The organism is Burkholderia sp. SIMBA_051, from assembly GCF_046534915.1.
Classification (GTDB): Bacteria; Pseudomonadota; Gammaproteobacteria; order Burkholderiales; family Burkholderiaceae; genus Burkholderia; species Burkholderia ambifaria.
This window is the reverse complement of the sequence record NZ_JAWRXS010000004.1, coordinates 43,708-61,473: the sequence shown is the minus strand read 5'-3', so window position 1 is coordinate 61,473 and position 17,766 is coordinate 43,708. Positions and strand designations below refer to the sequence as shown.

16 protein-coding genes and 2 riboswitches are annotated in these 17,766 nt (G+C 70.1%); of the genes, 10 read left to right on the top strand and 6 right to left on the bottom strand.

What is annotated here, in order from left to right:
• Positions 1 to 319: 319 nt before the first annotated feature.
• A complete protein-coding gene (locus SB771_RS10715; protein WP_175660762.1) occupies positions 320 to 1,483 on the top strand; it encodes a M20 aminoacylase family protein in 1,164 nt (387 codons plus the stop codon).
• Positions 1,484 to 1,525: 42 nt separating this feature from the next.
• Here SB771_RS10715 and SB771_RS10710 read toward each other — a convergent pair whose 3' ends face one another.
• From SB771_RS10710 to cobA, 4 genes are read right to left on the bottom strand one after another with little or no spacing between them, the layout of a single operon-like run.
• A complete protein-coding gene (locus tag SB771_RS10710; RefSeq protein ID WP_175660763.1) occupies positions 1,526 to 2,830 on the bottom strand; it encodes a cobyrinate a,c-diamide synthase in 1,305 nt (434 codons plus the stop codon).
• Positions 2,831 to 2,833: 3 nt separating this feature from the next.
• Positions 2,834 to 3,436 (bottom strand): cob(I)yrinic acid a,c-diamide adenosyltransferase, encoded by a 603-nt coding sequence (gene cobO, locus SB771_RS10705; RefSeq protein ID WP_175660764.1) that lies wholly within the window; start codon positions 3,434 to 3,436, stop codon positions 2,834 to 2,836.
• Between the two features lie 34 nt (positions 3,437 to 3,470).
• On the bottom strand, positions 3,471 to 3,848 hold the full coding sequence (locus SB771_RS10700) for a cobalamin biosynthesis protein (protein ID WP_175660765.1): 378 nt from the start codon (positions 3,846 to 3,848) through the stop codon (positions 3,471 to 3,473).
• Positions 3,845 to 4,594 (bottom strand): uroporphyrinogen-III C-methyltransferase, encoded by a 750-nt coding sequence (gene cobA / locus SB771_RS10695; RefSeq protein ID WP_244096782.1) that lies wholly within the window; start codon positions 4,592 to 4,594, stop codon positions 3,845 to 3,847. The genes SB771_RS10700 and cobA overlap by 4 nt, the downstream gene beginning before the upstream one ends.
• A gap of 190 nt (positions 4,595 to 4,784) precedes the next feature.
• Positions 4,785 to 4,950, bottom strand: a riboswitch (cobalamin riboswitch).
• 188 nt (positions 4,951 to 5,138) lie between these two features.
• Positions 5,139 to 5,402, top strand: a riboswitch (cobalamin riboswitch).
• A 340-nt stretch (positions 5,403 to 5,742) separates the two neighbouring features.
• Between cobA and cobW the strand changes: the two genes are divergently transcribed.
• The 7 genes from cobW (at position 5,743) to SB771_RS10660 (ending at position 14,031) form a co-directional block, all read left to right on the top strand.
• Positions 5,743 to 6,831 (top strand): cobalamin biosynthesis protein CobW, encoded by a 1,089-nt coding sequence (gene cobW / locus SB771_RS10690; RefSeq protein WP_175660767.1) that lies wholly within the window; start codon positions 5,743 to 5,745, stop codon positions 6,829 to 6,831.
• Positions 6,832 to 6,837: 6 nt separating this feature from the next.
• Positions 6,838 to 10,650, top strand: a complete 3,813-nt coding sequence (gene cobN, locus SB771_RS10685) for a cobaltochelatase subunit CobN (protein WP_175660768.1) — start codon at positions 6,838 to 6,840, stop codon at positions 10,648 to 10,650.
• Positions 10,647 to 11,741: an ATP-binding protein gene (locus tag SB771_RS10680; protein WP_175660769.1), complete on the top strand. Its 1,095-nt coding sequence runs from the start codon at positions 10,647 to 10,649 to the stop codon at positions 11,739 to 11,741. The genes cobN and SB771_RS10680 overlap by 4 nt, the downstream gene beginning before the upstream one ends.
• A gap of 68 nt (positions 11,742 to 11,809) precedes the next feature.
• A complete protein-coding gene (locus tag SB771_RS10675) occupies positions 11,810 to 12,418 on the top strand; it encodes a vWA domain-containing protein (RefSeq protein ID WP_175660770.1) in 609 nt (202 codons plus the stop codon).
• Positions 12,419 to 12,509: 91 nt separating this feature from the next.
• Positions 12,510 to 12,962: a YaiI/YqxD family protein gene (locus tag SB771_RS10670; RefSeq protein WP_011656847.1), complete on the top strand. Its 453-nt coding sequence runs from the start codon at positions 12,510 to 12,512 to the stop codon at positions 12,960 to 12,962.
• A 133-nt stretch (positions 12,963 to 13,095) separates the two neighbouring features.
• Positions 13,096 to 13,668: a DUF1993 family protein gene (locus tag SB771_RS10665; protein WP_175660771.1), complete on the top strand. Its 573-nt coding sequence runs from the start codon at positions 13,096 to 13,098 to the stop codon at positions 13,666 to 13,668.
• Between the two features lie 36 nt (positions 13,669 to 13,704).
• Entirely contained in the window at positions 13,705 to 14,031 is a 327-nt protein-coding gene (locus tag SB771_RS10660) for a low molecular weight protein tyrosine phosphatase family protein (RefSeq protein ID WP_175660772.1), read from the top strand.
• 27 nt (positions 14,032 to 14,058) lie between these two features.
• Here SB771_RS10660 and SB771_RS10655 read toward each other — a convergent pair whose 3' ends face one another.
• Positions 14,059 to 14,487 (bottom strand): NUDIX hydrolase, encoded by a 429-nt coding sequence (locus SB771_RS10655; RefSeq protein WP_175660773.1) that lies wholly within the window; start codon positions 14,485 to 14,487, stop codon positions 14,059 to 14,061.
• A 162-nt stretch (positions 14,488 to 14,649) separates the two neighbouring features.
• Complete coding sequence (locus tag SB771_RS10650; RefSeq protein ID WP_175660774.1) at positions 14,650 to 14,889, bottom strand: hypothetical protein; 240 nt, start codon at positions 14,887 to 14,889, stop codon at positions 14,650 to 14,652.
• A 271-nt stretch (positions 14,890 to 15,160) separates the two neighbouring features.
• Here SB771_RS10650 and SB771_RS10645 point away from each other — a divergent pair, with 271 nt between their 5' ends.
• Complete coding sequence (locus SB771_RS10645) at positions 15,161 to 16,327, top strand: CaiB/BaiF CoA transferase family protein (protein ID WP_175660775.1); 1,167 nt, start codon at positions 15,161 to 15,163, stop codon at positions 16,325 to 16,327.
• Positions 16,328 to 16,443: 116 nt separating this feature from the next.
• Complete coding sequence (locus SB771_RS10640) at positions 16,444 to 17,745, top strand: CitMHS family transporter (protein WP_175660776.1); 1,302 nt, start codon at positions 16,444 to 16,446, stop codon at positions 17,743 to 17,745.
• The last annotated feature ends 21 nt before the right edge of the window (positions 17,746 to 17,766 follow it).

Genomic DNA, 17,766 nt, shown 5'->3' with positions numbered 1-17,766 from the left:
TACACAAAAAATGTACAGCCGTCAAAAAATGAACAAGAACGCTCAACCCATTGATGTGACGGAATTATTCCGGAATGGCAACCGACAATCAACGCAACCCCCACCTGAGAAATCGAGACCGAACAGCCAGTGTCGCGAATCCGGCTCATGCGCGGCAGTCGCCCGGATGGCCGGTTCCGCCAGCAGGCGATTTCTCATGTGCGGCGATGAGGCGCTAGCAACCCCCGGTTGCCTCCACGACGACTTTCTGTCTGTCCGGTTGCTGCTCAACGGACTATCCTTGCCCGCACATTCCCCACCAAATCCAGGAGACGACACCGTGACGCACAGCGTGATCCCCGCAGGCCTCGCCGACGAAATGATCGAAATCCGGCACCGCATTCATGCCCACCCCGAACTGGGCTTCGAGGAATTCGCGACCAGCGACCTCGTTGCCGAGCAGTTGCAGGCATGGGGCTACACGGTGCACCGCGGGCTCGGCGGCACGGGCGTGGTCGCGCAGCTGAAGGTCGGCAACGGCACGCAGCGCCTCGGCCTGCGCGCCGACATGGACGCGCTGCCGATCCACGAGTCGACCGGCCTGCCGTACCAGAGCACGATCCCCGGCAAGATGCACGCGTGCGGCCACGACGGCCACACGGCGATGCTGCTCGCGGCCGCGAAGCACCTGGCGCGCGAGCGGCGCTTTTCCGGCACGCTGAACCTGATTTTTCAGCCGGCCGAGGAAGGGCTCGGCGGCGCGAAGAAAATGCTCGACGACGGGCTGTTCGAGCAGTTCCCGTGCGACGCGATCTTCGCGATGCACAACATGCCGGGCTTCCCGACGGGCAAGTTCGGCTTCCTGCCGGGGCCGTTCATGGCGTCGTCGGATACCGTGATCGTCGACGTGCAGGGGCGCGGCGGCCACGGCGCGGTGCCGCACAAGGCGATCGATTCGGTCGTGGTGTGCGCGCAGATCGTCATCGCGCTGCAGACGATCGTGTCGCGCAACGTGTCGCCGCTCGACATGGCGATCGTCACGGTCGGCGCGATCCATGCGGGCGACGCGCCGAACGTGATTCCCGATCGCGCCCAGATGCGCCTGTCGGTGCGCGCGCTGAAGCCCGAGGTGCGCGACCTGCTCGAGGCGCGCATCAAGGAAGTCGTTCATGCGCAGGCGGCCGTGTTCGGCGCGACCGCGACGATCGACTACCAGCGCCGCTACCCGGTGCTCGTCAACGATGCGCAGATGACCACGTTCGCACGCGACGTCGCGCGCGAGTGGGTGGGCGAAGCGAATCTGATCGACGAGATGGTGCCGCTCACCGGCAGCGAGGATTTCGCGTTCCTGCTCGAGAAGCGGCCCGGCTGCTACCTGATCATCGGCAACGGTGACGGCGAGGGCGGCTGCATGGTGCACAACCCCGGCTACGACTTCAACGACGCGGTACTGCCGACCGGCGCGTCGTACTGGGTCAAGCTGTCCGAGGCGTTTCTGGTGTGACGATGAATGCGGGGAATCGGTTCAATCGCGGCATGTGCCGAGCTAGAACCCAGCCCCGCTGAACAACGCCATCGCCGCATCCGGATTCGACGGCCAGTACATGTGCATGTACGTCGCGACGATCGAACCCGTGCGATACACGGCTTCGCCGCTGCCGGGTTCCCCGTCGGGCCGGGCGGCGGCGGCCACCGGCGCCAGCGGCGTGTCGAGCCGCGAATAATGAAACGTATGACCGCGCATCGGCCCGCTGCGCGTATCCAGCTGCTGCATGCCGAGCGCCGCGAACCGGCGCTGCATCGTCGCATGGCCTGACAGCAGCCCGAGCATCGATGTCGTCGCGCCTTCGACGTCGGTCAGCGACTCGCACAGATACACCATTCCCCCGCATTCCGCGACGATCGGTCGGCCGGCCGCCGCATGCGCGCGAATTGTCCGCGCGGCCACGGCATTCGCCGCGAGCGTCGCCGCATGCAGTTCCGGATAACCGCCCGGCAGGAACAGCGCGTCGCACGCGTCGGGCACGGGTTCGTCGGCCAGCGGCGAAAAGAACCGCAGCTGCGCACCGAGCGTATCGAGCAGCGCGAGATTGGCCGGATAGATGAACGAAAACGCCGCGTCGCGCGCGATCGCGATGCGCTTGCCGGCGAGCGCGCGCGGCAGCGGGGCGCGGGCTTCCGGTTCCGCGAACGAGACGGCAGGCGGCAAGTCGGCGAGCGCCGTCTGCGCGAGCACGTCGGCCGCACGCTCGAGCCGCGCGTCGAGATCGCCGATGTCGGCCGGCTGGTGCAGGCCGAGATGCCGTTCCGGCAGCGCGATGCCCGCATCGGCCGGCACGTGCCCCAGCCAGCGCAGGTCGTCCGGCAGCGCCTGCCGCAACAGTTCCGCGTGTCGCGGCGACCCGACGCGGTTCGCGAGCACGCCGTGAAACGGCACCTCCGGCCGGAACCGCGCGAGCCCGAACGCGATTGCCGCGAACGTCTGCGCCATCGCCTTCGCGGAAATCACCGCGACGACCGGCACGCCGAACGCGGCCGCGAGATCGGCGCTGCTCGGCGTGCCGTCGAACAGCCCCATCACGCCTTCGATCAGGATCAGATCCGCGTTGCGCGCGGCATCGGCGAGCAGCGCGCGGCAGCCGGCTTCACCGACCATCCCGAGGTCGAGCGCGTGCACGGGCGCGCCGCTCGCGCGCTCGAGCAGCATCGGATCGAGAAAATCCGGCCCCGTCTTGAACACGCGCACGCACCGGCCGAGCCGGCGGTGCAGCCGCGCGAGGCCGGCCGTCACCGACGTCTTGCCCTGGCCGGACGCGGGCGCGCTGACGAACAGCGCGGGGCAGGCCGGCATCGCTCAGAACTCCACGCCGGGCTGCGCCTTCACGCCTTGCTCCTTGTACGGATGCTTGACGAGCCGCATTTCCGTGACGAGGTCGGCCGCATCGATCAGTGCATCGGGCGCATGCCGGCCCGTGACGACGACGTGCACCGACTCCGGCCGCGCGACGAGCGTCGCGAGCACTTCGTCGAGCGGCAGATATTCGTACTTCAGCACGGTGTTCAGCTCGTCGAGGATCACCATCCGGTACTCGCCGCTTTCGATCATCCGGCGCGCCTCGTCCCAGCCCTTGCGGGCGGTGGCGACGTCGGCGTCGCGGTTCTGCGTATTCCACGTATAGCCGTCGCCCATCGTCACGAAGTCGCATTGCGCGACCGCGCCGAGGAAGTCGCGCTCGGACGTGTGCAGCGCGCCCTTGATGAACTGCACGACGCCGAGCCGCATGCCATGGCCGAGCACGCGCACGGCCATGCCGAAGGCGGCCGTGCTCTTGCCCTTGCCGTTGCCGGTGTTGACGATCAGCAGGCCCTTTTCCTGGGTGGCGGCAGCCTGCTTCTTTTCATGGCCGGCACGGCGGCGTTCGGCCATCCGCTGATGGGATTCGGCATCGGTCTTCATCGGGAGTCGTCCTGTCGAAAGCGAAACAAAGGGTTCAGAGCGGGCCGGCGAGCGCGACCGTCACGCCGTTCCGGCTGGATTTGGGGCCGAGCAGCCGGCCCTGCGGCGCCGCGAGTTGCGCGCACGGCTCGGCCACGCCCGCGACGCCGAAACGCGCCAGCGCGGCGGCCGACGGGCCGCTCAATGCCGGTTCGGGGCACTGCGCGAGCTGCGCCGCGTCGAACGCGACGAGCGGCCAGCCGCGCCGCGCGCACAGCGTGCGCAGCGGCCGGGCACGCGCCTTGTCGGCGAGCGTCGCGACGACCGCCGGCTCGGCGCCCGGGTGGCTTGCCAGCGCCGCGCGGATCGCGGCATCGAGTTGCGCGGCCGTCACGCCCGCGCGGAAGCCGACGCCGAGCGCGACGCGCATCATGCGCGTCCGCCAAGCGCCGCGCGCACCGCGGGATCGTCGGCGAGCGCCGCGACGCGGCCGATCACGACGATCGCGGGCGAACCGATACCGGTCGCGCCCACGCGTTCGACGATCGTGTCGAGCGTCGCGAGCACGTGCCGCTGCCCGTCACGCGTCGCGTTCTCGATCGCCGCGCACGGCGTGTCGCCGGCCACGCCGCCGTCACGCAGCGCGGCTGCAATGGTGTCGAGCCGGCGAATGCCCATGTAGATCACGATCGTCATCCGCGTCGCGGCCAGCGCGCGCCAGTCGGGTTCGTCCGCGCCCGCGCCGTGGCCCGTGACGAAGATCACGCCCTGCGCGTCGCCGCGATGCGTGACCGGAATGCCGAGCGCGGCCGGGGCGGCGATCCCGGCCGTGATGCCGTTCACCACCTCGACCGGGAACCCGGCCGCGCCGAGCGCGAGCAATTCCTCGCCGCCGCGGCCGAATACGAACGGATCGCCGCCCTTGAGCCGCGCGACGCTGCGGCCCGCGCGCAGATGCGCGAGCATCGCGGCGACGATCGTTTCCTGCGGCGTCGACGCGTGGCCGCCGCGCTTGCCGACGTGCTCGATCAGGGCGTCGGCGCGCGCGTGGCGCAGCACGTCGGGGTTCACGAGATCGTCGACGAGCAGCACGTCGGCCGTGGCGATTGCGCGCACGGCCTTCAGCGTGAGCAGATCGGCGTCGCCGGGGCCGGCGCCGACGAGCCATGCGCGGCTCATCGGGCGCGGCACGGCGCGCACCGTGTCGTGGCAGTGGAAAGGGGACAGCGAGCGGCACATCGGCGGCCGGCGGACAGGCAATGCATGACGGATCGAGCGAAGCCCGCGCGAGCGCGGGCGGAAAGCGCACCCCATCCGTCCCCCGCGGATCGGGCGTTCGGCGAGCATCGGGCTCGCCCCTTGCGTCGGCCGGTATCCGGGCTGGCCGCTTGCCAGGCCGCAGCCTTCCCGCCCGCTGAAGGGCAGTGGCATCGCGGGCGGCCTGGGCGCGTGCGGGGAACCGCGACGCGCGGGCGGCGTACCGTTGCGGGGACAGCACAGGCCGGGCGGACTTCCGCCTCCTGTTTCCCGTTTAACTGCGCGCGCCGGAGGAGCGCGCGCGAGCACCGAACGCGGCGCATACGATAGCACAGCGCCTGGCCCGCGCGAACCCGCCGCGCGGGCGCCCGGGGTAGCCCCGGATATGGCCCCGGGCGCGCTGCCGCGGCCATGCCGGACATCCCGCGGCGGCCCGTTTCACCTTGACGCTCCCCGCACCGCCGCCTACACTCGCACGCGTTTTGGTGCTCGCGCGCGCTCCTCCGGCGCGCGCAGTTAAACGGGAAACAGGGAGCCTGCCTGCGCCGCAGTCGAGCCAACCTGTGCTGCCCCCGCAACGGTAAGCGAACGCGTCGCGCCCAGCGCGACGCAGCGCCGCTTCGCCGCATGCCTGCCGCATGCGGACGACCGCCACTGGATGCCGCGCATCCGGGAAGGCGAAGCGGCGTGTTCGTCAGCCCGGATACCGGCCGAAACGTTGGGGTTCAGCGCCGCGGGGAGGCGGCGCATCGTCCACGGCCGCAGCATGCCCGACACCCGAGCCTTTCCCGCTTCCTCCGCCGATCCGCCCGCCGCCGCACGCGCGCCGCGCCGCGCCGGGCCGGCGCGATGAACGGCAGGCGGCGCGGGCAGGGCCGGCGGCAGCCGTGCCGGCATTGACCATGCCGACCGTTCACAAGGAAGCGTCATGTCCGATTCGTCGTTCCGTGCGTCGTGCGGCCGTCCGGCCGGACTGCGCCGCGCCATCCCCGCGATCCGCCCGACGACATGCCGCGCCGCATTCGACGCGACGATCCCGGCCTGATTCCACTTTCGCCACAGGACCTACCATGACCCTACGCAAGCTTCCCGTCACGATCGTCACGGGCTTTCTCGGCAGCGGCAAGACCACGCTGATGCGCCACATCCTGCAGCACGCGGAAGGCCGCCGCATCGCGGTGATCGTCAACGAATTCGGCGAGCTCGGCATCGACGGCGAAATCCTCAAGGGTTGCGGGATCGGCTGCGACGATACCGACGGCGCGCAGGGTGAAACATCGGGCCAGCTGTACGAACTCGCGAACGGCTGCCTGTGCTGCACCGTCCAGGAAGAGTTCTATCCGGTGATGGAAGCGCTCGTCGAGCGCCGCGCCGACATCGACCACGTGCTGATCGAGACGTCGGGCCTCGCGCTGCCGAAGCCGCTCGTGCAGGCCTTCAACTGGCCGACGATCCGTAACAGCTTCACGGTCGACGCGGTCGTGACCGTCGTCGACGGGCCGGCCGCCGCGAGCGGCCAGTTCGCGGAGAACCCGCAGGCCGTCGACGCGCAGCGCCGCGCCGATCCGAACCTCGACCACGAATCGCCGCTGCACGAGCTGTTCGCCGACCAGCTGTCGTCCGCCGATCTCGTGATCGTGAACAAGGCCGATCTCGTCGCCGACGCGCAGTTCGCCGAAGTCGAGGCCGCGATCCGCGAAGAGATCCCGCCGCAGGTGAAGATCGTGCGCGCGACGCGCGGCGAACTGGATCTCGCGATGCTGCTCGGGCTCGAATCGGCGTCGGAGGAAACGATCCATCTGCGGCACGACCATCACGGCTCGGCCGACGATGGCGATCACGACCACCATCACGACGATTTCGATTCGGTGGTGGTGTCGGGCGACGCCGGCTCGCGCGAAGCGACGATCGCCGCGCTGCAGCGCGTCGTCGAGACGCACACGATCTACCGCGCGAAAGGCTTCGCGGCGCTGCCCGATGCGCCGATGCGGCTCGTGATCCAGGGTGTCGGCCGCCGCTTCGACAGCTATTTCGACCGTCGCTGGCAGGACGGCGAAACGCGCGCGAGCCGCTTCGTGCTGATCGGCGAGGATCTCGACGCGGCCGAACTGCAGCGCGCGTTCGATGCCGCGTGCGCGGCCCAGATGCAGCAGGCGTAACGCGCGATGCATCTGCTGCGCACCACGCCGGGCGGCTTCGTCGACGATACGCAGGGCGTCGTCCGGATCGACCAGCAGCCGGCCGACATCGTGATCCTGAGTTCGGCCGATACGACCTTGTCGCTGCTGGCCAGCGTCGTGCCGAAGCTGCCGGCCGGCTTTCCGAGCGTGCGGCTCGCGAACGTCACGTTCCTGCGGCAGCCGGCGTCGGTCGATTTCTATGTCGACGACGTGCTGCGTCATGCGAAGACGGTCGTGATCGATCATCTCGGCGGCGAAGCGTACTGGCCGTACGGGATCGAACAGGCCGTGTCGCTCGCGTCCAAACGCAAGCAGCAGCTCGCGATGTTCTCGGGCGACCTGCAGGAAGACCCGAACCTCGTCGCGAAGAGCACGGTCGCGCCGGCGCTGTGCCGGCTGTGGTGGCGCTACCTGCGCGACGGCGGGATGCACAACGCCGAAGCGCTGCTGCGCAGCATCGCATTCCATACGCTCGGCTTCGGCGACGAACCCGAGCCGCCGCGCCCGCTGCCGGCCGCCGCGCTGTATCACCCGGCGCGCGACCCGGCGAGCGTCGACGACTGGCGCGCGCGCTGGACGCCCGGCGCACCCGTGGTCGCGATCCTGTTCTATCGCGCGCACTGGCAGGCCGCGAACACGGCCGTGTTCGACGCGCTGGCCGATGCGCTCGTGCGCGAAGGGCTCAATCCACTGCCGATCGCGGTCACGTCGCTGAAGGACGCGGTGAGCCGCGAGGTCATCACGCAGCTCTGCGATACGCACGACGTCGCGCTCGTGCTGAACACCACGGCCTTCGCGGCCGGCGCGATCGACAGCCCCGAGCCCGACGTGCTCGCCGGCGACGCACCGGTGCTGCAGGTGATCCTGTCCGGCGGCAACCGCGACGCATGGGTGGCCGACAACCAGGGGCTGCATGCGCGCGACATCGCGATGCACATCGCGCTGCCTGAAGTCGACGGGCGCATCGTCACGCGCGCGGTGAGCTTCAAGGGGCTCGCGTATCGGTGTCCGCACACCGAAGTCGACGTCGTGCGCTACCAGCCGGACGCCGAACGGATCGCGTTCGTCGCGGCGCTCGCGCGCGGCTGGTGCCGGCTGCGCACGCTCGACAATGCCGACAAGCGCATCGCGCTGATTCTCGCGAACTATCCGCAAAGCGAAGGGCGGATCGGCAACGGCGTCGGGCTCGACACGCCGGCGTCCGCGCTGCGCGTGCTCGCGGCGCTGCGCGACGCGGGCTATGCGGTGGCCGACCTGCCGGCCGACGGCGACGCGCTGATCGCGCGGCTCACCGAAGGCGTGACCAACGACCCGGCCATGCGCGCACTGCGCCCCGCGTTCCAGAGTTTCGCGCTGGCCGATTACGTCGCGCATTTCGCGCGGCTGCCGGCCGCCGTGCGCGAGGCGCTGAACGAGCGCTGGGGGCCGCCCGACGCGGACCCGACGCTGCGCCAGGGGCGCTTCCCGATCGCCGGCTGGCGCGCGGGCAACGTGTTCGTCGGCATCCAGCCGTCGCGTTCGCGCGGCGAGAACGACTATGCGAGCTACCACGACGCGGACCTCGTGCCGCCGCACGCGTACCTCGCGTTCTATTTCTGGTTGCGCGATGCGTTCGGCATCGACGCGGTCATCCACCTCGGCAAGCACGGCAACCTCGAATGGCTGCCGGGCAAGAGCGTCGCGCTGTCCGACGCGTGCTGGCCCGACCTGACGCTCGGGCCGCTGCCGCACCTGTATCCGTTCATCGTCAACGATCCGGGCGAGGGCAGCCAGGCGAAGCGCCGCGCGCAGGCCGTGATCATCGATCACCTGATGCCGCCGCTCACGCGCGCGGAAAACTACGGCCCGCTGCAGGATCTCGAACGGCAGGTCGACGAATACTACGAAGCGCTGATGGTCGATGCGCGGCGCGCGAAGCTGCTGCGCAAGACGATCCTCGCGACGATCGCCGAACACCGGCTGCATGACGAGCTGAGCGTGTCGCCGCCGCGCGACGCCGGCGACGAGGACGCGCTGCTCACGCGCGTCGACGCCTGGCTGTGCGAATTGAAGGAAGCGCAGATTCGCGACGGGCTGCACGTGTTCGGCGCGTCGCCGATCGACCGTCAGCGGCGCGATACGCTGCTCGCGCTCGCACGCTTTCCGGTCGGCGACGGCAAGGGCGAACGCGCGGGGCTGATCGCCGCGCTCGCGCGCGATCTCGCGCTCGGCGACGATTTCGATCCGCTCGCGGCCGACTGGGCCGCGCCGTGGACGGGCCCGCGGCCGGCCGTTTTGCAGGCGCTCGACGCGTCGCCGTGGCGCCATGCGGGCGACACGCGCGAGCGGCTCGAGCGGCTCGCGCAGCAGTGGCTCGATGGACTGTGCTGTGCGAATGTCGACGGCGACCCCGGCATCGATGCGACGCCGCCGGGGGCATGGCCGCACACGCTCGCCGTGCTCGAACGCGTGCGCGCGACGCTGCTGCCCGCGCTCGACGCGTGCGGCGGCGAGGAACTGCGCCAGCTGCTGCGCGGGCTCGATGGCCGCTTCGTGCCGCCGGGGCCGAGCGGCTCGCCGTCGCGCGGCCGTCCCGACGTGCTGCCGACGGGCCGCAACTTCTATTCGGTCGATACGCGCGCGGTGCCGACGCAGGCCGCGTGGTCGCTCGGGCTGAAATCCGCGCAGCAGCTGATCGAACGTCATCTGCAGGATCACGGCGACTATCCGCGCGCGATCGGGCTGTCGGTCTGGGGCACGGCCACGATGCGCACCGGCGGCGACGATATCGCGCAGGCGTTCGCGCTCCTCGGCGTGCGGCCGAAATGGGCGCACGGCAGTCATCGCGTGACGGACTTCGAGATCCTGCCGATCGAGATCTTCGACCGGCCGCGCATCGACGTGACGCTGCGCGTGTCGGGCTTCTTCCGCGACGCGTTTCCGAACCTGATGCACCTGTTCGACGCGGCCGTGCAGGCCGTCGCCGCGCTCGACGAGCCCGAGGCGCTGAACCCGATCCGCGCGCGCATCGAGCGCGAACGCGCGACCTGGATCGAGCGGGGCGTGGCGCCCGACGAAGCGCGACGCCGCGCCGGCTGGCGCGTGTTCGGCGCGCGGCCGGGCAGCTACGGTGCCGGCCTGCAGGACATGATCGACCAGCGCCGCTGGCAGACCGACGCCGATCTCGCCGACGCGTACCGCCAGTGGGGCGGCCATGCGTACGCGCAGAACAGCGCGGGCGACGCGGCCCCCGACGTGTTCGGCGAGCGGCTCGCGACGATCGACGTCGTCGTGCAGAACCAGGACAGCCGCGAACACGACATCCTCGACTCGAACGACTACTACCAGTTCCAGGGCGGGATGACGGCGGCCGTGCGTCACCTGTCCGGCCAGCAGCCGAGCATCTACCACGGCGACCATGCGAACCCGGTCGCGCCGAAGATGCGCACGCTGCGCGAGGAGATCGCGCGCGTGATCCGCTCGCGTGTCGTCAACCCGAAATGGCTCGACGGCGTGAAGCGTCACGGCTACAAGGGCGCGGCCGAAATGGCCGCGACCGTCGACTACCTGTACGGGTATGACGCGACCGCCCGCGTGCTGTCGGACCACCAGTACGCGCTCGTCGCCGATGCGTACCTGTTCGACGACGACACGCGCGCGTTTCTCGAACGACACAACCCGAAGGCGCTGCACGGCATCTGCGAACGCTTCGTCGAAGCGATGCAGCGCGGGCTGTGGCAGCAGCCGGGCGACTATCGCGAGCGGATCGAAGCGGTCTGGCTCGACAGCGAACAACTCCAGGAAGGAGGACGGCGATGACCGATCCGACGACGCCCCGCGCACGCGCGGTGTTCCCGTTCGCGGCACTGGTCGCGCAGCAACCGCTGCAGCAGGCGCTGCTGCTCGCCGCGATCGACCCGTCGCTCGGCGGCGTGCTCGTCAGCGGGCCGCGCGGCACCGCGAAATCGACCGCCGCGCGCGCGCTGGCGGAATTGCTGCCCGAAGGCGAATTCGTCACGCTGCCGCTATCGGCGAGCGACGAGCAGGTCACCGGCACGCTCGATCTCGCCCATGCGCTCGCCGCCAACGGCGTGCGCTTCCGGCCGGGCCTGCTCGCCCGCGCGCATCGCGGCGTGCTGTACGTCGACGAAGTGAACCTGCTCGCCGACGGGCTCGTCGATACGCTGCTCGACGTCGCCGCGAGCGGCGTGAACGTGGTCGAGCGCGATGGCGTGTCGCACGCGCACGATGCACGCTTCGTGCTGGTCGGCACGATGAATCCCGAGGAGGGCGAACTGCGCCCGCAACTGCTCGACCGCTTCGGGCTGATGGTCGAACTCGAGAACTGCTTCGACGCCGCGCAGCGCGAAGGGATCGTCAAGGCTCGCCTCGCGTTCGATCTCGATCCGGATGCGTTTCGTGCGCGTCACGCAAGCGCGCAGCGAGCACTCCGCGACGGGATTCATGCGGCGCGGGCCCGGCTGTCGACGCTGGATTTCGACGATGCGGTTCACGCACGCGTGAGCGCGCTGTGCATCGACGCGGCCGTCGACGGCCTGCGTGCCGACCTCGTGATGCTGCGCGCCGCGCGCGCGCTCGCGGCGCTGGAGCAGGCCGATGCGGTGACGGTGTCGCATGTCGAACGCGTGGCCGACGCGGTGCTGCGGCATCGGCGTCATGCGGGCACGTCGCCGTCGTCGGGCGCGTCGCCATCGCGCGGCGACGGCGAGCACGACCACGACCGCGACGACCGTTTGCCGCCGGACACGCGCCGCCAGCCCGACGATCGACCGGGCGCGGCACGCAACGATGCGCCTTCATCGCAAGGCGAGTGGGGCTACCTGCCGCCCGAACCGGCCGGCCTGCGCGACGTGAAAAGCGTGGTGCCGCTGCCGCTAAAAAAACGCTGAGCCATCGAGCCGACGCCGCCGCGAACGCCGTTCGCGGTCCTCGATGGCAGCCAGGCGCTGCCGCGCGTGTGCCGGGGACGGCACGCGCCGGCACGGCCGTTGCGTGGCCGGCGACGCTCGCCGCGAAGCGCGGCGGCCCGCTGGACGCCGGCCATCTGCGTTTTCGCAAACAGGCCGGCGCCCCGCGCGCGCTCCATTGCTTCGTGCTCGACTGTTCGGCGTCGATGCTGTCGGACGAACGGCTCGCGCTCGCGAAAGGGTTGATCGTCGCGTACTTCGACCAGGCCGCGCGCGACCGCGTGGAAACCGCGCTGATCTGCTTCGGCGGCAACGGCGCCGCGCGGCGTTTCGGCCCGGCCGTGCCGCGGTGGTGGAACGCGCGCTGGCTCGAGCCGGTGGACGGCGGCGGCGGCACGCCGCTCGCGGACGGCATCGCGGCCGCCGCGCAACTGCTCGCGCGCGCGGCACGGCGTACGCCGGACCAGCAGCGCTGGCTGTGGGTGCTGTCCGATGGACGCACGCGCGAAACGGCGCCGAAACCGGCGGCCGCCGATCATGTCGTGTTCGTCGATTTCGATGACGCGGCCGTGCGGATCGGGCAGGGCAGGCGGCTCGCCGACGGATGGGGCGCGCAATGGACGACGGCCGCGTCGCTGTGCGCCGGGCTGACAGGTTGACCAACTGACTGGCCGATCGGGTCAGCCGCTGTGCGGGACGATCGCCGGCGCTGCGCTATGATCGCGGTTTCTGCTCACCGGAATGTCTGCCATGCAAGTACTCGTCGATGCCGACGCGTGTCCCGCCGTCATCAAGGACATGCTGTTTCGCGCCGCGCGTCGTGCCGAGATCTGCGTGACGCTGGTCGCGAACCAGTTCCTGCGTACGCCGCCGTCGCCGTTCATCAAGTCGGTGCAGGTGCCGGCCGGCTTCGACGTCGCCGATGCGCGAATCGTTGAACTCGCGCAAGCCGGCGATCTCGTGATCACCGCCGACATCCCGCTGGCCGCAGCCGTCCTCGACAAGGGCGCGCACGCGCTCGACCCGCGCGGCAACTGGTTCAGCCGCGAGAACATCGAAGAGCGCCTGTCGACGCGCGCGATGATGGATCAACTGCGCAGCTCGGGCGTCGACACGGGCGGCCCGGCCCCGTTCAGCGCACGCGACGGCAAGGCGTTCGCGTCGCAGCTCGACCGGTTCCTGGCACGCCACGGCAAGCCCTAAGGCCCGCGCCCCCGGCGCCGGTCGTGCGGCGTGCGATGCGTCACCGGTTTCGCGTCGAATCGTCGGCTGCGGCAGAATACGGATTCGCCGCGACATGGGTATCGCTGCGCCAACGAACCACCGGAGGGCATGGATGTCACCAACCCAACTTCTCGTTCCGACGTTGACCCAGATGCTGCGCGCGCAATCCGCGTGGCTCGACAAGGCCGTCGCGCACCGGCAGGCCGCCGGCGACGCACCCGATGCGCTGCTGACGCTGAAGCTCGCGCCCGACATGTATCCGCTCGCCGCACAGGTGCGGTTCTCGTGCTTCCAGGCGATGGAGCCCATCTACCGGCTGCGCGGCGAACCGCTGCCGGATGCGCTGCTCGCGCTACGCGAAGCCGGCTGGCACGCCGATGCGCAGCCGGGCACAGTGAGCGACGCGCAGGGGATCCTCTCCGGCACGATCGCGTTCCTCGGCGAACTCGCGCCCGACGCGCTCGATGGCGGCGCCGCGCGGCCGATCGCGCTCGAGCTGCCGAACGGCACCGCGTTCGACATGACGGGCGAGCAGTACGTGCGCGACTGGGCGCTGCCGCAGTTCTACTTTCACGCGATCGCCGCATACGCGATCCTGCGCCATTACGGCGTCGAGCTCGGCAAGGCCGACTACGTGCCGCACATGCTGGCGTACGTGCGCCCCGACACGATTCCGCAAGGTTGAACGAATGACCGGACGAGCCGGTCGCGGCGCGCCGGCATGACGCGGGCGCTCTTTATCTGCAGCCGCAATCGGCTGCGCAGCCCGACCGCCGAGGCGGTGTTCGCGGGATGGCCGGGTGTCGAAACCGACTCCGCGGGGCTCGCGCCCGACGCCGACACGCAAGTGTCCATCGAGCAGCTCGAATGGGCCGAGATCGTGTTCGTGATGGAGCGCGCGCACAAGGCGAAGCTGGCCGCCCGGTTCGGCGCCCGACTGAAGCACAAGAAGATCGTCTGCCTCGACATTCCCGACCGCTATACGTACATGCAGCCCGCGCTGATCGCGCTGCTCGAACGCAAGGCCGGGCCGTTGCTGCGCGCGTGACCGAGGCGTGACCGATGCGGGGCCGCTTCAGCGCAGATGAAGCGGGCCGTCCGCGAGCGGGGAAAAGCGGTCGAGGTGCAGCAGCTCGATGATCTTGCGGGTCGGCACGCTCGCGCGCAGCGTCTCGAGGCGTTCGACGTCGAACCACTTGCAGCGCGCGATCTCGTTGCTCGCGCGCGGGATCAGATGTTTCGGCACGTCGGCCACGAACACGTGATGGAGCTTCGTGAGACCGCCGAACTGCACCGCATAGTCGAGCGCGAGCCCTTCGAGCCGCGTTTCCTCCGCCAGCTCCCGCTGCGCGGCCTCCAGCGGTGTCTCGCCGCGCCGGATCGTGCCGCCCGGCAGCGTCCAGCGCGCCGCGGTGCGCGCGACCAGCAGCACGCTGCTGCGCTGGCGGCACACGATCGTGGCGCGCTCCTTGATGCTGGCGACGGTATCCGGCCCGGTATTCATGTTCGGCAAAACAGGTACTGAATCGTGGAGTGAAATGCACGTCGACCGGCGTTGCCGGCCAGTCGCCCGATGCTCGGGCACGACGGCATGCAAAGCCGCCGCGCCGATCATACCGGCCGTTCGTGACAGTTCCGTGCGTCGCCGCGCGCCACGCGCAACGCGTCACACGTGGGTCTGGATCACCGGGCGTGCCGGCTTCCCGGACTGCCCGTGGCGCCGTTTGTGCAGCGCATGCCGGTGACGCGGCGGCGTCACGTGCCGATGCGCGGGCGCGGGCCGTGCCGTCGGCGCGGCGGCCCGCGGCTGTGATTGTCCCTCGCCAAAATGGAAGGTCTGGGTTTGCGCGCGGGCGACGCCCAACGTCGACGCGAGCACGAGGGCCGCGAGCAGCATGCGTTTCATGAAATTTCCGCCTTGGTTCCGATGAGCACCGTCCGCAGCTTAGCGAACCGCGGCCCGGCGCGGCAATCGGCGCGCGTTCGAAATCGTCCCCACTGGCAGGCTGGCGCGTGCTCCGCAGGATTGCGGGCGTATATCCGGCTTGACAATAAAATTCTCCAGTGTGAATATAAATTCACACACAAGAATTATTATTCGAGCCAGGAAAACCGCGCCGCAAAGTCGGCATGGCGGAACCCGGCGGTCCGAACAACCGGAAGCAGGAGCGAGACGCATGGCGGAGCTGGAGCAGCAGGGCGCGTTGGCGGGGTTGCGCATCATCGATCTGTCGCGGGTGCTGGGCGGCCCGTACGCGACCCAGATTCTCGCCGACCACGGCGCGGAGGTGATCAAGGTCGAACCGCCGTCGGGCGACGAGACGCGCACCTGGGGCCCGCCGTTTGACGGCGACACCGCGTCGTATTTCCTCGGCGTGAACCGCAACAAGCTCGGCATCGCGCTCGACCTGACGAAGCCGGAAGATCGCGAACGGCTGCTTGGCCTGCTCGAGCACGCGGACGCGCTGGTCGAGAACTTCAAGATCGGCACGATGGAACGCTGGGGGCTCGGCTTCGACGCGCTGCACGAGCGCTTTCCGCGCCTCGTCTATTGCCGCGTGTCGGGCTTCGGCGCGGACGGCCCGCTCGGCGGGCTGCCCGGCTACGACGCGGCCGTGCAGGCGCTGGCCGGGCTGATGAGCGTGAACGGCGAAGCGGGCGGCGCGCCGCTGCGCGTCGGCGTGCCGATCGTCGATCTCGTCACCGGGCTGAACGCGGCGCTCGGCGTGCTGATGGCGCTGCGCGAACGCGATGCGAGCGGGCGCGGCCAGTTCGTCGAATCGACGCTGTTCGACTGCGCGCTGTCGATCCTGCATCCGCATACGCCGAATTTCTTCCACTCCGGGAAGGCGCCGGTGCGCACCGGCAACGCGCATCCGAACATCACGCCGTACGACAGCTTTCCGACCGCGAGCGTCGACATCTTTCTCGCGGTCGGCAACAACGGGCAGTTCGCCGCGCTGTGCGACGTGCTCGGCACGCGCGACTGGCCCGACGACCCGCGCTTCGCCGACAACCGCGCGCGCAGCGCGAACCGCGCCGCATTGCGCGCGCTGCTCGAAACGGCGCTGGCCGCACACGATGGCGCGGCGCTCGCCGAGCAGCTGATGCGCCGCGGCGTGCCGTGCGCGCCCGTGCTGGGGCTCGATGCGGCGCTCGACCATCCGCACGTCGCGCATCGGCAGATGAAGGTCGAACTGGGCCGGCATCGTGGCATCGCGTCGCCGATCAAGCTCGGTCGCACGCCGGCCACGTACCGACGGCCGCCGCCCGCGCTGAACGAACACGCGGCGCAGGTGTTTGTCGACGCGGAACAAGACGACGCCGGCAAGCACGGCGACTGACACGCATCGCGGCCGGCGGCCGAGCGGTGGCGTCGCACGCTGCCGCACGGCCTCACACCGCTTCGGACATCACGCCGGCCGCGCCCGACGCGCGCCGGCGCCAGAGGAGACACGTCATGCTCGCATGGATCGGCGCGATCGCGATCGTCGCGCTATTCGGCTTGATCATCACGAAGCGGCTGTCGCCGCTCGTCGCGTTGATCATCGTGCCGGTGGCCGCGTCGCTCGCGGCCGGCTTCGGACTCTCGACCGGCAAGTTCATCGTGCACGGCGTGCAGAACATCGGCCCGATCGCCGGCATGTTCGTTTTTGCGATTCTATTTTTCGGAATCCTCACCGACGCGGGGATGCTCGACCCGATCATCGCGGGCGTGCTGCGCGTGATCGGCTGCCATCCGCCGCGCATCGTGATGGGCTCGGCGCTGCTCGCGCTGCTGATCCATCTGGACGGCTCGGGCGCCGTCACGTTTCTCGTCACGCTGCCCGCGATGATGCCGCTCTATACGCGGCTCGGGATGGATCGGCGAATTCTCGCGTGCGTCGCGTCGATGGCGGCCGGCGTCAACTTCCTGCCGTGGGTCGGGCCGATGCTGCGCGCGTCCGCGGCGCTGCATATTCCCGGCTCGGCGATCTTCATGCCGATGATCCCGGTGCAGATCGTCGGCCTCGTGTTCGTGTTCGGCACCGCGTACGTGCTCGGTGTGCGCGAGGCGAAGCGGCTCGGGCTCGATCGCGCCGGCGCGGCGACGCTCGCGGTCGTGCCGCGCGAGCTGACCGACGCCGAACGCGCGCTGCGCCGGCCCGGGCGCTTCCGGGTCAACCTGGCGCTGACGCTCGTCGTGCTCGGCACGCTGGTGTCGGGCATCGTCGACCCGATGGTGATGTTCATGCTCGGCACGGTCGCCGCGCTCGTCATCAACTATCCGGACGTGCAGGCGCAGCGCGAGCGGATCGACGCGCACGCGAAGGCCGCGCTGATGATGGCGAGCGTGCTGCTCGCGGCCGGCGCGTTCACCGGAATCATGTCCGGCACCGGGATGCTGAAGGCGATGGCCGAGGTCGTCGTCGCGCACGTGCCGGTCGAACATGCGCGCCACATGCCGTTCGTGCTCGGCCTGCTGTCGATGCCGCTCAGCCTGCTGTTCGATCCCGATTCGTTCTACTTCGGCGTGCTGCCGGTGCTCGCGGAAAGCGGCAAGCTGCTCGGCGTGCCGCCGATTCAGATGGCGCAGGCCGCGCTGCTGGGCCAGATGACGACCGGTTTTCCGGTCAGCCCGCTCACGCCGGCGACGTTCCTGATCGTCGGCCTGACCGGCGTCGAGCTGGCCGAGCATCAGAAATTCACGATTCCGTTCCTGTTCGCCGCCACCGTGCTGATGGTGTTCGCCGCGGTGATCGTGGGCGTGTTTCCGTTGTGAGCGCGCCGGACGTGCCGCTTC

Bases quoted from the DNA above. Each gene is read 5' to 3' on its own strand.
- SB771_RS10655 (WP_175660773.1), bottom strand. From the start codon at position 14,487: ATGAATACCGGGCCGGATACCGTCGCCAGCATCAAGGAGCGCGCCACG.
- SB771_RS10670 (WP_011656847.1), top strand. From the start codon at position 12,510: ATGCAAGTACTCGTCGATGCCGACGCGTGTCCCGCCGTCATCAAGGAC.
- cobO (WP_175660764.1), bottom strand. From the start codon at position 3,436: ATGAAGACCGATGCCGAATCCCATCAGCGGATGGCCGAACGCCGCCGT.
- cobW (WP_175660767.1), top strand. From the start codon at position 5,743: ATGACCCTACGCAAGCTTCCCGTCACGATCGTCACGGGCTTTCTCGGC.
- SB771_RS10710 (WP_175660763.1), bottom strand. From the start codon at position 2,830: ATGCCGGCCTGCCCCGCGCTGTTCGTCAGCGCGCCCGCGTCCGGCCAG.
- SB771_RS10660 (WP_175660772.1), top strand. From the start codon at position 13,705: ATGACGCGGGCGCTCTTTATCTGCAGCCGCAATCGGCTGCGCAGCCCG.
- cobN (WP_175660768.1), top strand. From the start codon at position 6,838: ATGCATCTGCTGCGCACCACGCCGGGCGGCTTCGTCGACGATACGCAG.
- SB771_RS10700 (WP_175660765.1), bottom strand. From the start codon at position 3,848: ATGATGCGCGTCGCGCTCGGCGTCGGCTTCCGCGCGGGCGTGACGGCC.
- cobA (WP_244096782.1), bottom strand. From the start codon at position 4,594: ATGAGCCGCGCATGGCTCGTCGGCGCCGGCCCCGGCGACGCCGATCTG.
- SB771_RS10645 (WP_175660775.1), top strand. From the start codon at position 15,161: ATGGCGGAGCTGGAGCAGCAGGGCGCGTTGGCGGGGTTGCGCATCATC.
- SB771_RS10665 (WP_175660771.1), top strand. From the start codon at position 13,096: ATGTCACCAACCCAACTTCTCGTTCCGACGTTGACCCAGATGCTGCGC.
- SB771_RS10640 (WP_175660776.1), top strand. From the start codon at position 16,444: ATGCTCGCATGGATCGGCGCGATCGCGATCGTCGCGCTATTCGGCTTG.
- SB771_RS10680 (WP_175660769.1), top strand. From the start codon at position 10,647: ATGACCGATCCGACGACGCCCCGCGCACGCGCGGTGTTCCCGTTCGCG.
- SB771_RS10650 (WP_175660774.1), bottom strand. From the start codon at position 14,889: ATGAAACGCATGCTGCTCGCGGCCCTCGTGCTCGCGTCGACGTTGGGC.